Annotated in this window: 15 protein-coding genes and 1 pseudogene; 6 read left to right on the forward strand and 10 right to left on the reverse strand. The window is 61.3% G+C overall.

Annotation, left to right across the window (positions count from 1 at the left end):
- Positions 1–75: 75 nt before the first annotated feature.
- From HU742_RS00320 to lptM, 6 genes are read right to left on the reverse strand one after another with little or no spacing between them, the layout of a single operon-like run.
- Positions 76–780 (reverse strand): HAD family hydrolase, encoded by a 705-nt coding sequence (locus HU742_RS00320; RefSeq protein ID WP_186643400.1) that lies wholly within the window; start codon positions 778–780, stop codon positions 76–78.
- Positions 777–1,676: a tyrosine recombinase XerC gene (gene xerC, locus HU742_RS00325; RefSeq protein WP_186643401.1), complete on the reverse strand. Its 900-nt coding sequence runs from the start codon at positions 1,674–1,676 to the stop codon at positions 777–779. The genes HU742_RS00320 and xerC overlap by 4 nt, the downstream gene beginning before the upstream one ends.
- 1 nt (position 1,677) lies before the next feature.
- Positions 1,678–2,403, reverse strand: a complete 726-nt coding sequence (locus HU742_RS00330; protein ID WP_186633754.1) for a DUF484 family protein — start codon at positions 2,401–2,403, stop codon at positions 1,678–1,680.
- 13 nt (positions 2,404–2,416) lie between these two features.
- Complete coding sequence (dapF, locus tag HU742_RS00335) at positions 2,417–3,247, reverse strand: diaminopimelate epimerase (RefSeq protein WP_186633756.1); 831 nt, start codon at positions 3,245–3,247, stop codon at positions 2,417–2,419.
- A gap of 4 nt (positions 3,248–3,251) precedes the next feature.
- Positions 3,252–4,499 (reverse strand): diaminopimelate decarboxylase, encoded by a 1,248-nt coding sequence (gene lysA / locus HU742_RS00340; protein ID WP_186643402.1) that lies wholly within the window; start codon positions 4,497–4,499, stop codon positions 3,252–3,254.
- Positions 4,500–4,508: 9 nt separating this feature from the next.
- Positions 4,509–4,688, reverse strand: coding sequence for an LPS translocon maturation chaperone LptM (gene lptM / locus HU742_RS00345; protein ID WP_186612719.1), 180 nt, complete (start codon positions 4,686–4,688; stop codon positions 4,509–4,511).
- Positions 4,689–4,872: 184 nt separating this feature from the next.
- Between lptM and cyaY the strand changes: the two genes are divergently transcribed.
- The 3 genes from cyaY (at position 4,873) to rnk (ending at position 5,961) form a co-directional block, all read left to right on the forward strand.
- Complete coding sequence (cyaY, locus tag HU742_RS00350; RefSeq protein WP_186633762.1) at positions 4,873–5,205, forward strand: iron donor protein CyaY; 333 nt, start codon at positions 4,873–4,875, stop codon at positions 5,203–5,205.
- A 4-nt stretch (positions 5,206–5,209) separates the two neighbouring features.
- Positions 5,210–5,440: a DUF1289 domain-containing protein gene (locus HU742_RS00355; RefSeq protein ID WP_186643403.1), complete on the forward strand. Its 231-nt coding sequence runs from the start codon at positions 5,210–5,212 to the stop codon at positions 5,438–5,440.
- Between the two features lie 110 nt (positions 5,441–5,550).
- Positions 5,551–5,961 (forward strand): nucleoside diphosphate kinase regulator, encoded by a 411-nt coding sequence (gene rnk / locus HU742_RS00360; protein ID WP_186643404.1) that lies wholly within the window; start codon positions 5,551–5,553, stop codon positions 5,959–5,961.
- A gap of 7 nt (positions 5,962–5,968) precedes the next feature.
- On the opposite strand, the gene HU742_RS00365 is transcribed toward rnk, so the two are convergent.
- The 3 genes from HU742_RS00365 to HU742_RS00375 form a co-directional block, all read right to left on the reverse strand.
- A complete protein-coding gene (locus HU742_RS00365; RefSeq protein WP_186633772.1) occupies positions 5,969–8,812 on the reverse strand; it encodes a class I adenylate cyclase in 2,844 nt (947 codons plus the stop codon).
- Positions 8,813–8,992: 180 nt separating this feature from the next.
- On the reverse strand, positions 8,993–9,238 hold the full coding sequence (locus tag HU742_RS00370) for a TIGR02647 family protein (RefSeq protein ID WP_150724924.1): 246 nt from the start codon (positions 9,236–9,238) through the stop codon (positions 8,993–8,995).
- 270 nt (positions 9,239–9,508) lie between these two features.
- On the reverse strand, positions 9,509–9,793 hold the full coding sequence (locus tag HU742_RS00375) for a hypothetical protein (protein WP_186643405.1): 285 nt from the start codon (positions 9,791–9,793) through the stop codon (positions 9,509–9,511).
- Positions 9,794–9,917: 124 nt separating this feature from the next.
- On the opposite strand from HU742_RS00375, the gene HU742_RS00380 reads away from it, so the two are divergent.
- Positions 9,918–10,577: a glutathione S-transferase family protein gene (locus HU742_RS00380; protein WP_186643406.1), complete on the forward strand. Its 660-nt coding sequence runs from the start codon at positions 9,918–9,920 to the stop codon at positions 10,575–10,577.
- A 105-nt stretch (positions 10,578–10,682) separates the two neighbouring features.
- On the opposite strand, the gene argH is transcribed toward HU742_RS00380, so the two are convergent.
- Positions 10,683–12,077, reverse strand: coding sequence for an argininosuccinate lyase (argH, locus tag HU742_RS00385; protein WP_186643407.1), 1,395 nt, complete (start codon positions 12,075–12,077; stop codon positions 10,683–10,685).
- A 309-nt stretch (positions 12,078–12,386) separates the two neighbouring features.
- On the opposite strand from argH, the pseudogene HU742_RS26735 reads away from it, so the two are divergent.
- Both HU742_RS26735 and HU742_RS00390 read left to right on the forward strand, forming a co-directional pair.
- Positions 12,387–12,536: pseudogene (locus HU742_RS26735) on the forward strand (sensor histidine kinase); the annotation flags it as partial.
- The gene (locus HU742_RS00390; RefSeq protein WP_186612734.1) at positions 12,533–13,279 is read left to right on the forward strand and encodes a LytR/AlgR family response regulator transcription factor; all 747 of its coding nucleotides are present in this window, start codon (positions 12,533–12,535) and stop codon (positions 13,277–13,279) included. The pseudogene HU742_RS26735 and the gene HU742_RS00390, both read left to right, overlap by 4 nt.
- The last annotated feature ends 94 nt before the right edge of the window (positions 13,280–13,373 follow it).

The following is a 13,373-nucleotide window of genomic DNA, read 5'->3' on the forward strand; positions in this document are numbered from 1 at the left end:
CCCGCCGTCGCTGCGGGCTTTTTCATGGACTGAAGTTTTCGGGCAGACTGCTACAGAAGTGGACCCAGCGCGGGTTCAGCGCTGGCTATGCCACCCTGCCAGTAATCCCGGCAGTTCGGTCAGGCTGCGGATCTCCGCGTCCGGGGCGTGATCGGCGTCCCAGGCTTTGCCCGCCGGGTTGAACCACACGGCGCGCAGGCCGGCTTGTTGGGCGCCGGAGATGTCATCACCCGGATGATCGCCGACATGCACGGACGTCTGCGCCGTGGCGCCACCCCGTTGCAGGGCCTCGTGAAACAGCCGCGCGTCTGGCTTGGCGATGCCGATGTCTTCGGCGCACAGGGCGAACTTGAAGTAGTCCGCCAGCCCCAGGCGACGCACGTCGGCGTTGCCGTTAGTGACGACGCCAAGAGCGAAATGATTGGCCAGGATTTCCAGGGTCGGCTGCACGTCGGGGAAGACCTCCAGCTGATGCCGTGCATGCAGGAACGCCTCGAAACCCTGGTCTGCCAGCTCCGAGGCACGCCACTGGTCGTAACCGGCATCTTGCAGCGCCCGGAACAGTACTCGCCGACGCAGTGCGCTGATGCGGTGCTTGAGGTCCGGTTCTTCGCTGAGTACTTGCGTGCGGATCGCCCACAAGCGCTCCACCGGAAAATCGCCCAGGTCCGGCGCGTTGTCGGTCAGCCACTGGCGCAGGACCGCTTCGGCGCTGGCGATCACCGGGGCGGTGTCCCATAGCGTGTCGTCCAGGTCGAAAGTGATGAGCTCGATGGTCATGATTCGTCGCCCTTGATGCGTTTGGCCCGGGGATGGGCATTGTCATAGACCGTCGCCAGGTGCTGGAAATCCAGGTGGGTATAGATCTGGGTGGTCTTGATGTCCGAGTGGCCGAGCAGTTCCTGGACGGCACGCAGATCCTGGGAGGATTCCAACAGGTGGCTGGCGAATGAATGCCTGAGCATGTGTGGGTGCAGGTTCTGCCCCAGTTCACGCTCGCCGGCGGCCTTGACGCGGAGTTGGATGGCCCGCGGGCCGAGGCGCCGGCCCTGCAAGCCAACAAAAACCGCGTCGTCGGCCGGGTTGGTCAGCGCCCGCAGCGGCAGCCACAGCTCCAGGGCTTCGCGGGCCTTGCGGCCGATGGGCAGCAGGCGCGTCTTGCTGCCCTTGCCGAGCACCTGGACCATGCCATCGGCCAGGTCCAGTTGATCCAGGTTCAGCCCCGTCAGCTCTGAAAGCCGCAACCCGGAGGAATAGAACAGCTCGAGAATTGCCTGGTCCCGTCGCGCCATGAAGTCATCCTCGACGGCACCTTCCAGTAGCTGCAGGGCGCGGTCGGTATCGAGGGTCTTCGGCAGGCGGCGTTCGCCCTTGGGCGGTGCCAAGCCGGTGGCAGGGTCGTGATCGCACAGGCCTTCGCGATTGAGGTACTGATACAAACCGCGCACCGCCGATAGCAGCCGTGCCAGGCTGCGGGACGATTGCCCCTGTTGATGCAAGCGAGCGATCAGGCTGCGCAGGCGTTGGATATCCAGGGCTGACCAATTGCCGATGTTCTGTTTCTGGCACCAGCCCTGCACTTTCTCCAGGTCGCGGCGATAGGCCGACAACGTATGAGGCGACACCTGGCGCTCACTGCGCAGGTGTTCGCAGTAGGCCTCCAGTTGCCGCTCCATCTCAGCGTACCGAACGCAGCGAACCGGCCACCCGTGGGAGCACCCGGCCGGTCACTTCGGCGATGTAGCTCAGGAACAGCGTGCCCACCGAGCTTTTATAGTGCTGCGGATCGCGGCTGGCGATGGCCAGCACGCCGTGCACGCCCTGGTGGGCGATGGCGACGACGGCAGTGGAGCCGATCTGCTTGCGTTGTTCTTCGCCAAACAGGAAGTCCAGCTCATGCTCGCGCAGGCTGCCGCTGACGCTTTTGTCTTCCGTGAGCAGGCCGCCGATGGCCGTCTGCGCTTCAGCGTGGGTCACCCACCGGCCCACCGGCATGGCGTTGTCGCCAAACAGGATCAGGCTGACAAAAGGCACCTGGAAATCCTGCCGCAGGCTGTCCTCGACACCCATCACCACGTCTTCGAGGGTGCTGGCGTCCATCAAGGTCAGGATCAGGCGACGGGTCTTGTCGAAGAGTCGGTCATTGTCGCGAGCAACGTCCATCAGGTGCGAAAGGCGATGGCGCATTTCGATATTGCGCTCGCGCAGGATTTTCATCTGGTGCTCGACCAGCGACACGGTGTCGCCGCGCCGATGGGGGATGCGCATCGTTGCGAGCAGATCTTCATGCTCGACGAAGAAGTCCGGATGAGCCTCCAGATACGCGGCCACTGCCGCGGCTTCAGGGTTCTGGCTCGGGGATTCGTCGGGCTGCGGGGCTGGAACCTGTGGCTTGTCGGTCATGGGTTTGACTCACTCAAAGACGAACTTGTCCTTCGTATACGCGTACGGCCGGGCCGGTCATCAGCACCGGTTGGCCTGGGCCTGCCCATTCGATGGACAAACGCCCGCCGGGCAGGTCGATCAGCAGCGGTGAATCCATCCAGCCTTGGCTGATCGCGGCGACGGCGGCGGCGCAGGCGCCGGTGCCGCAAGCCTGGGTTTCCCCGGCCCCGCGTTCCCAGACGCGCAGTTGCGCGCGGTGGCGGTCGATGACCTGCAGGAAGCCCACGTTGACCCGGGCAGGGAAACGCGGGTGATGCTCGATCTTCGGCCCCAGCTCATGCACTGGCGCGCTGTTGATATCGTCTACGCGCAGTACGGCATGAGGGTTGCCCATGGACACCGCCGCCAATTCCACCGAGGTACCGTCGACGTCCACCTGATAGCTCAGGGCCTGGCTCGGTGCCTGGAAGGGAATGTCCGCCGGTACCAGGCGTGGAGCGCCCATGTTGACGCCGATCTGGCCGTCGCTGCGAACATCCAGTTCGATGATGCCGCTTTTGGTCTCGACGCGAATCTGCCGCTTGGCGGTCAGGCGCTTGTCCAGCACGAAGCGGGCGAAGCAGCGCGCACCGTTGCCGCATTGCTCGACTTCCGAACCGTCGGCGTTGAAGATCCGATAACGGAAATCCACGTCCGGGTTATTCGGCGCTTCGACGATCAGCAATTGATCGAAGCCGATACCGGTGTGCCGGTCACCCCATTGCTTGGCGTGCTTGGGCAGGATGTGCGCGTGCTGGCTGACCAGGTCGAGGACCATGAAGTCATTGCCCAGGCCGTGCATCTTGGTAAAACGCAGCAGCATGGTTTTACTCCGGCAGCAGGCTTTCGCCAGCAAACAACTCGGCTACCGTCTCGCGGCGACGCACTTCGAATGCCTGATCACCGTCCACCAGCACCTCGGCGCAGCGGCCGCGGGTGTTGTAGTTGGAACTCATGACAAACCCATAGGCACCGGCCGAATGCACGGCCAGCAGGTCGCCTTCTTCCAGCGCCAGCTCCCGACCCTTGGCCAGGAAATCGCCGGTTTCACAAATCGGTCCGACGATGTCGTAGTTGCGGGATGCGGTTTCGCGAGGGCGCACGGCGGTGACGTCCATCCAGGCCTGGTACAGCGCCGGGCGGATCAGGTCGTTCATGGCCGCGTCGACGATGGCGAAATCCTTGTGTTCGGTGTGCTTGAGGTACTCGACCTGGGTCAACAACACGCCGGCGTTGGCGACGATGTAGCGACCCGGTTCGAACATCAACGCCAGGTCGCGGCCTTCGAGGCGCTCACGCACGGTCTTGATGTAGTCGGCCACGAGTGGCGGCTCTTCGTCGCGATAGCGCACGCCGACACCGCCGCCCAGGTCGATGTGACGCAGGTAGATGCCGCAATCACCGAGGCGATCGACCAGGGCCAGCAGGCGGTCGAGGGCGTCGATGAACGGTTCGAGGGTGGTCAGCTGCGAGCCGATATGGCAATCGACGCCCAACACTTCCAGGTTCGGCAGTTGGGCAGCGCGCACGTACACATCTTCGGCATCGGCAATGGCGATGCCGAACTTGTTTTCCTTCAGGCCGGTGGAAATGTACGGATGGGTTCCGGCATCGACGTCTGGATTCACGCGCAGGGAAATCGGCGCGCGGACACCCAGTTCAGCGGCAACAACCTGCAGGCGCTCCAGCTCATCGGTGGATTCGATGTTGAAGCAGTGCACGCCGACTTCAAGGGCACGGCGCATGTCTTCGCGGGTCTTGCCGACACCGGAGAAGACAATCTTGTCGGGGCTGCCGCCAGCGGCCAGAACGCGTTCCAGCTCGCCGCCGGAGACAATGTCGAAGCCGGCGCCAAGGCGAGCCAGGACGTTGAGCACGCCCAGGTTCGAGTTGGCTTTCACCGCGAAGCACACCAGGTGCGGCATGCCTGTCAGCGCATCGGCGAACGTGCGGTACTGGGCTTCGATATGGGCACGGGAATAGACGTAGGTCGGCGTGCCGAAACGCTCGGCGATCGCGGACAGGGCAACCCCTTCCGCGAACAGCTCCCCGCCACGGTAGTTAAAAGCGTCCATGGCGGTCCCTTAGTAGGTAGTTTGAGTGTCGTGCGAATGTGACTTGGATTGCGACGACTTGGCCTGTTCTGCCTGTTCTTCAGGAGACTTGCTGTCATCAGGCAGGTACAGCGGACCTTTTTGACCACAGGCTGTCACGAGGCAGGCAACCGCGACGAGCGCAGCAAGGGAAGAGATCAGGCGCTTCATGGCGAAATCCTTGAAAATGCTTTAATTGCGCCGGAGTATACCGGCCACCCGTCAGCTTGCCTATGCAACGGGGCGCCCGTCCGGCGGCGCTGCTGTCGTCAATCGGTATATCCTTTGCAATCATCGGGAAGCGTCCGTATCTTGCGGCGCTTGAGCATGAGCAGACATTTTCGAGGTTGCCGCAATGAGTTTGACTGAAGCCCGTTTCCACGACCTGGTCGATGCGACCCAGCAAACGCTGGAGGATGTGTTCGATGACAGTGGCCTGGACATCGACCTGGAAAGCTCCGCCGGTGTGCTGACCGTCAAGTTCGAAAACGGCAGCCAGCTGATCTTCAGTCGGCAGGAGCCGTTGCGGCAGTTGTGGCTGGCGGCGGTCTCCGGCGGCTTTCATTTCGATTACGACGAGGAAAGCGAGCGCTGGATGTGCGACAAGAGCGAAGAGCAGTTGGGCGAGATGCTCGAGCGTATCGTCATGCAGCAGGCTGGCGCGGAACTCGATTTCGAAGGCCTGTGATTTCGTGACTCAGCCAACCCCGGCGCGGCCACCCAAGCCGCTCTATAGCAACGTGAGCCCCGCCGTCCCGTCGCCTTGCACCAGCGTGTGCAAGCTGGATGAGCACAAAGTCTGCCTCGGTTGTTTCCGGCACGTGGAGGATATCCGTGAATGGCGCTCGGCTGATGACGAGCGTCGGCGGGTGATCTGTGCCGAGGCGGCCAAGCGCAAATCCCTTGGGTTGTATATTTATTGAGCTGTGGTAGTGTCCAGCAACGCCTCAACTCATCGAGGCCCGTGAAAACCCCGTCGTTATGTGGCGGGGTTTTGCTTTTTTCGTGCAGAAGAAAGGAGTCTGCCTGGATCATGACCGCACCTTCCATCACCCTTACTCGCCTGGATGTACAACGTCTGGAGCGCTTGATCGACAGCCTGGATGAAACGCTTCCGGGTGTGATCGCGTTGCAAACCGAACTGGATCGTGCCGATACACTAGTCGGCCACGATGAAGTGCCCGCCGATGTCGTGACCATGAACTCGCGTGTGCACTGCCGCGAGGAAAGCAGCGGCAAGGATTACCACCTGACGTTGGTTTATCCACAGGGCGCCAACGCCGACGAGGGCAAGATTTCGATTCTGGCTCCGGTGGGTAGTGCCCTGCTGGGGCTGAAGGTAGGCCAGCATATCGACTGGCCGGCGCCGGGTGGCAAGACGCTGAAGCTGACGCTGCTGGAAGTCGAGTCGCAGCCGATCAATGGCGGCGACTGCGCGTTCTGAATCGGTCTCAGACCTGATTCAATGCCTCGTTCAACGCCCGCTCCAGGTCGGCCTTGTAGCGCAAGAACAAGATACTTGAGCAGGCGCCGTCGCCCACCAGGCCCGAGAGGTCCAGGTCGGTGATGTAGCAACGATAGCGTTCGGCCTCGCGGCGCTGGCCGACGATCTCCCTGGCGACCACGCGGAACAGTTGGTCGCCATGCTCCAACTCTGAAAACTCCCGTTGATCGCAATAAAGGGTGACGTGCACCTGCCCGTGCGCCGCTTTGCCGATGATCGCTTGTACGTCATAAAAAGGCTTGTTGACCGGTGTCTGCGGCGCTTGCCGCGCTTCGACACGTCGGGCGCGTCCGGTGCCCGAAGGCAGTAGCTGGTAATGCAGGATCTCCAGCGTCGGGGGCTGGGAAGCATCCATTGGCAGCAACGCGTCGCGGCGATAGAGCACCGATTGCAGGAAGCGTTGCAGCGGCACCAGCAGGCTTTGTTCATCGTGATAAGGCAAGCGCTGCTGCCATAAGGCGTTGAGTTCATCGAGCACGTACAGCTCGGCTTCTTCCTCATGGACCCGGTAGAACACCTGGATGCACTCGGGCTGGCCCATGGGCAGGATGAGGGCCACGTCGTGATCTTCCAGCGCCATCGAGTCCAGGTGCAGCGGGCTGTAGGCGGTCAGTTCTTCGCCCAGGTAATCCATCAGTGCTGACAGACTGCCCAGCGCCACGTGATTGACTTGGCCCGGAACCAGCTCCAACACGTGAAAGTGCTGCTGGACCTTGAGCAGATAGCGATAGTTGAGCTTGCTCAGCAGCAGGGTCTGGGCGGTCTCGATGACTTCTTCGACCCGTCGCGCGATGAATTGCGCACGGTTGTGACAGAAGCAGCGTACCTGCAAGCGTGGCTGGGGTTGTGCGGCAGGCAGGTCATTGAGGTAATCGCGCAAGCAGTCGAGCAGGGCGTGTTCGCCGTCGAAACGGGTGACCAGCACTTCGTTCCAGCTATTGAGCGTGACCTGGTCGAGGGTCAGCACGAGGTTTTCCCGAACCCCGGCATAGCTCAGGGAATCGGTGCGCTCGGTGGTCATCAGGATGTTCAGGTCGCGGTGATGCTTGAGCGGGTCGACACCGACGTTGACCAGAATCAGCACTTCACTGGGTACGCTGGCGCGTAGCAGCGGTTCTTCGTCCACCGTGGCCAGGGGCAGGGCGATGGATTGTTGCAGGCTGCCCAGCAGGTTGAACAGTTCGAACTCGCTCAGGTCGCTGTCGCCGGGGTGCAGCGCCAGGCGTGTGCTGCTGTCGATCACGCCGTTGCGATGGCACCAGGTGAGCAATTCGAGCAGTTCGCGGCTGCGCTTGATCGGCGCGAAATTTTCCCATTCCAGGGCGTTCAGGCTGCCGTTGTACAAGCCCCACTGGTTCTGTCCCGGCTCTTTCTTGTTCGGTGCCTGCACCAGCGTGAGGGTATCTTCGGCCAAGTCCGGGGCAATGCCTGGGTTGATGAACTCGACTTTGTCGGCCTTGCGCTCGAACGCCGCATACAGCCGCCGGCCAAGGACGTTGAGGTCGCGCTTGTTGATCAGGCTGACGGTTTTCTCGGTGCGGGCGAACTGCGTCAGGAAGCGATAACTGTAGGTCAGCTCATTCACCAGCGCTCGTCGCTCATGGCTGACCTGGCGCACTTTCCACTGGCTGCGGCTGTCCAGCAGCGCCAACTGCCGCTGGTCCCAGCCCCATTCACGGGCCAGTCGCTCCAGCAGGTTGCGTTGCCAGCCGCTGCTGCGAGCTTGGCCGGTGAGCTTGCGATTGACTTTCAGGTACAGCGCTCGGCGTATCAGCTCCAGGCGCTCCGGTTCGCCGCGGGCGATGAGGTATTCCTCAAGGCGGCGGTAAACCACCATGTACGGGTCGAGCTCGTCCAGGTCCAGGCGATTGGCGAACACCGCCTGCTTGAAACGCAGGCTCAGGCAGCGCACGTCGGGGTGCTCGCTGGCGTAGACCTCGGTCAGCAGCAGTTTGAGCACCGATTTGTAGGGCGATTCGATGCCCTTGAACAGCTGCCAGAGCCCGGCGCCGATGAATTCTCCAGGCGGGATGTAGGCCAGATGCCCCAGATCCAGCGTTTCGTCCGTGCGAATGAAGCGCTTGGAGACCAGCGTATGGGTGTATTGCTCGTAGTTTTCCTCTTCGTAGACCGGCACCAGCCACCAGATCGGCGTACGGCCAGCTAGCCAGATCGCCGTGCGGTAGAACTCGTCCAGCAACAAATAGTGTTGGGTGGTGCCGCAGTCGTCCGAACTGAGTTGGTTGTCCCGCTCGCCGCGGACGAACCGTGCCGGGTCGATGAGGAAAAAATGGGCTTCGGCGCCTTGGGTAGCGGCCCAGATTTCCAGGAGCTGGCATTTTTTGCGCAGCTCGGCCAATTCATCGTCGCTCAGGTCCGGCCCGTGGCATACCCATACGTCCATGTCGCTCTGGTCGGCCTGGGCCAGGGTGCCGAGGCTGCCCATCAGGAACAGGCCGAGAATGGGTCGCGGTGGGTTGCTGCCGTGGCGCGGCTTGTAGGAAAACGAACGGGTCAGCCGTTGCGCCTCGGTGAGGACGTTGGCGTCGGGCTCGTAATTGGACATGCCGGCGGGCGTGCTGCCCGAGACGTAGCCGGGCAGCAGCGGATGATTGACGTGGAAAAACAGCGGGAGCAGCGTCAGCACGCCTTGCTGGCGGGTCGACAATCCTTCCAGGGCACGCTCCATCCGGCCGGTATTGAGCTTGAGAAAACGCGCGCGCAATTGGCTCAGGACCTTGCGGTCGATTCCCTCGTCCAGATCGGGGCGTATCTCGTGGTTACGGGTCATGTCAGCTCAAACCGGCTCGCGGCGTCGACGTGGGAAAACACAGGTGATGGCAGGTTAGCGCCCGGTCCCCGGAATTCTTAAGCTGAAAAATGATGTGGCGTCAGAATTTTTTACGAGCGAAGCCTAAGCGCCTGCGGAAATCCCGATGCAAAGGGATTTCCGTGGGCGAGGGGAAAAAGTTCAGGCGGTTTCTTCGGCGCGGAGTATCGTCAAGACCGTTTGCACATTTTGCGCGGCATCACGTCCCAGGCTGGTCAGATAACCGCCATCGGGTTGGTCTATCAGGTCTTTTTCAAACAGGCGCTTGGCAGCGGCGATGGCTTTGGGGGCAGCGGTCTGATGAATTTTCAGGCCTTCCTGGGAACTGTCCAGGTTGAAGAGTGCAAGGATTTCCAGTTCGGCAACCAGCTCAGGGGTAAGCGACATAAGGACTCCAGACTTTCTAGGAATTGGGTCGACAGCGCCACTAAGGTGAGCGCACTCGGCCGAGCTGTCCAGTATCAGTGTCATGCTTTTTTTGTTTTTTTGTAGTGAGTCCAGGCAGGTTCCTTGTGGCGAGGGGATTTATCCCCGCTGGACTGCGCAGCAGGCCCAGAATCGTAATGAGTCCACTTTTTTTGGGCCGCTTCGCGCCCCGGCGGGGATAAATCCCCTCGCCACAGGAGGCTTGCCACAGAAGCAACTTTGCCTGTCGGTTCAGCTCTTTTCCGGCGGCAACTCAGGCAATGCGCGCAAGGCAGTTTCGTACCATTCGGTATTGAACGGGCGGTCTTCTTCCAGGATCGCGTCGATTTCCACCGCCAACACATGGGCCATCAGGTTGAGGATATCGTCGCGCTCATAACCCACCAGGGTCAACTTGTTGAACGTGGCCTTGGCCGCTGGCGGGTTGTCGCTTTCGATCTGGTTCTCGATGGCCTGGATCAGTGTGTTCTCGACGAACTCTTCTTCGTCGTGGTCGATATCGGTTGGCTCGCTCATGGCAGGCTCCTGTAGGAAAGGCCGCCAGTTTACCTGCATTCAGCGGCGTGATGCGCCTGGCACGAAACGCGCCGGCAGTCTATAACGCAAGGCTGCCAACCCCGCACGGCCTGGAGGCTATGTCATGCTCAAGCTCTATGGTTTTTCCGTCAGCAATTATTACAACATGGTCAAGCTGGCGCTGCTGGAGAAGGGGCTTCCCTTCGAAGAGGTTCAGTTCTACGGCGGCCAGACCCCTGAAGCGCTGGCCATCAGCCCTCGGGGCAAGGTGCCGGTGCTCAAGACCGAACAGGGATTTATCAACGAGACCAGCGTAATCCTGGAATACATCGAGCAGACCCAGCCGGGCAAGGCCCTGTTGCCCGCCGATCCATTCGAGCGCGCCCAGGCGTTGGCGTTGTGCCGGGAAATAGAGCTGTACATCGAGCTGCCCGGGCGTGCCTGTTACCCCGAGGCGTTTTTCGGCATGTCGGTGCCCGACGCGATCAAGGAAAAATCCAAGGGCGAGCTGTTGTTTGGGTTTGCTTCGCTCGGCCGGCACGGCAAGTTCGCCCCCTACGTGGCGGGCGACAGCTTGAGCATCGCTGATCTGTATTTTTACTACAGCCTTTCGCTGGTCTTGCAGGTGGGCAAGAAGGTGTTCGATGTCGACCTGCTGGCGGATATGCCCGCTGCCAGGGCCTTGATGGAGCTGTTGGGAGAGAATCCGCACGTGCAACGGATCGCAGCGGATCGGGACGCAGAGATGCCAGCGTTCTTGGCGAAGATTTCCGCCCGGAAGTGATTTCTTGCTGTTCTGAAGGATCCGGCAAGACAAACCCGCCCCAACCAGACCTTTGTTCACCAAAGGTCCAATGTGAGGGCGGGCTTGCCCGCAAGCTTTCAGGCGTTAGCGGCTGGCGAGCAGCGCCTGGCCTCGAACGACTGCGGCTTTCACCTGGGCGGGTGCGGTACCACCGATGTGGTCACGGGCGTTGACCGAACCTTCCAGGGCCAACACCGCAAACACGTCCTGCTCGATCTGATCGCTGAACTGGCGCAGCTCGTCCAGGCTCATCTCCGCCAAGTCCTTGCCGTTGTCCACGCCGTACTTCACGGCGTGGCCGACGATTTCATGGCAATCACGGAACGGCAGGCCACGGCGCACCAGGTAGTCAGCCAGGTCGGTGGCGGTGGAGAACCCGCGCAGGGCCGCTTCACGCATGATCGCATGCTTGGGCTTGATGGCCGGGATCATATCGGCAAAGGCTCGCAGCGAATCGCGCAGCGTATCGGCGGCGTCGAACAGCGGTTCCTTGTCTTCCTGGTTGTCCTTGTTGTAGGCCAACGGCTGGCCTTTCATCAGGGTCAGCAGGCCCATCAGCGCGCCGAACACTCGGCCGCTCTTGCCCCTTACCAGTTCCGGCACGTCGGGGTTTTTCTTTTGCGGCATGATCGAGCTGCCGGTGCAGAAGCGATCAGGCAAATCGATGAACTGGAATTGTGCGCTGGTCCAGAGCACCAGCTCTTCGGAGAACCGCGACAGATGCATCATGGCGATGCTCGCCGCGGCGCAGAATTCGATGGCGAAATCGCGGTCCGAGACATTATCCAGCGAGTTGCCGCCCACGGCGTCGAAGCCCAGCAGCTGCGCGGTGTATTCACGGTCGATCGGGTAGGTCGTGCCGGCCAGCGCGGCGCTGCCCAGGGGCATGCGGTTGGTGCGCTTGCGGCAATCCTGCAGGCGCTCATAGTCGCGGCTGAGCATTTCGAACCAGGCGAGCATGTGATGCCCAAACGTTACAGGTTGTGCGGTTTGCAGGTGCGTGAAGCCCGGCATGATGCTCTCGGCCTCGCGCTCGGCTTGCTCCAGCAGCCCTTTTTGCAGGCGAGTGATCTCAGCCAGGATCAGGTCGATTTCATCGCGCAACCACAGGCGGATGTCGGTGGCGACCTGGTCGTTGCGGCTGCGACCGGTATGCAGCTTCTTGCCGGTTACGCCGATGCGGTCGGTCAGGCGCGCCTCGATGTTCATGTGCACGTCTTCAAGGTCGACACGCCAGTCGAACTGGCCGGCCTCGATTTCGCCCTGGATGGTCTTCAGGCCATCGATGATGCTGTCGCGCTCGGCATCGGTGAGCACGCCGACCTTGGCCAGCATGGTGGCGTGGGCGATCGAGCCCATGATGTCGTGGCGATACAGGCGCTGGTCGAAGTTGACGGAGGCGGTGAAGCGGGCGACGAAGGCGTCGACGGGTTCACTGAAGCGGCCGCCCCAGGACTGATTGGTCTTGTCAGTGCTCATGAATTCGCTCGTGATCGGCTGGAAAAAATTAGCGGTTGAAGGCTGCGGCGGATGATAACAGGGTTGCCGGGGCTGGCGCTGGCACTGGTCGGCAGGTTTTTTGCCGGCTTCCAGCGGGTTTTTTGCACAAGGTTATTTTTCGATTGAGCAATATCGTCTTGGCAACCGTCTACAGTGGACGGTAGGGGTTTTGCTTTTTCATCCAGGACGCATCGGACGCACCCATAAAGAAGGGGGGTACTCATATTGGTCAGATCGAGCGATCACAATCCCTGTGGCGACGCTGTGCGACAACAGGCCTCGAGCATCGGTCGGCAAGCGCTGGTAAAGATAGGCAACCGCCTCGCGGCACTTTTTGGCCCTCGAACGAGTCTTAGCGTGGATCGCGGTGACGGATGTCACTTCCCCTGTCTACGCTATCCTTGTGCGAGACTCACGCAGGAATCCAGCGCAATATGAATGTCCTGATCGTTGACGACGAACCACTGGCCCGCGAGCGCCTGAGCCGTACGCTCGGTGAACTCGAGGGTTACAGTGTCCTGGAGCCGAGCGCCACCAATGGCGAAGAGGCATTGGCCCTTATCGACAGCCACAAACCGGATATCGTGCTGCTCGACATTCGCATGCCTGGCTTGGACGGCTTGCAGGTCGCGGCAAAGCTGTGCGAACGAGAGTCACCGCCGGCGGTGGTGTTCTGTACCACTCGGGACGATTTTCCTCCTGAGGTGTTGCAGGCCGGTGCCGTGGGTTATTTGATCAAGCCGGTTTCTGCCGAGGCGCTGGAAGAGGCGCTGCGCAAGGCAGAGCGGCCTAACCGCACGCAACTGGCAGCGCTCACGCGTCCGGCTGCGGAAAGCGGCAGCGGTCCGCGCAGCCACATCAGCGCGCGGACTCGCAAGGGGATCGAGCTGATCCCCTTGAACCAGGTGGTCTATTTCATCGCGGACCATAAATACGTGACCTTGCGCCATGAAAGCGGCGAAGTGCTGCTGGACGAGCCACTCAAGGCACTTGAGGATGAGTTCGGTGAGCGATTCGTGCGCATCCACCGCAATGCCTTGGTGGCTCGTGAACGTATCGAACGTTTGCAGCGCACCCCCCTGGGACATTTCCAGCTTTATCTAAAGGGGCTCAACGGCGATGCGTTGATTGTCAGCCGACGACATGTGGCGGGCGTCCGCAAAATGATGCAGCAGCTCTAGTATCTTTCCAAAGCGATGCGTTTTCGGGACCGGCGGCCAGGGAGGCATCAGCGTCGTGATTCAAGTCAAAGCGGATTTGGTTGAGCTGTTATTA

Origin of the sequence: Pseudomonas marvdashtae (assembly GCF_014268655.2) — a bacterium.
In the GTDB taxonomy this organism is placed as follows: domain Bacteria; phylum Pseudomonadota; class Gammaproteobacteria; order Pseudomonadales; family Pseudomonadaceae; genus Aquipseudomonas; species Aquipseudomonas marvdashtae.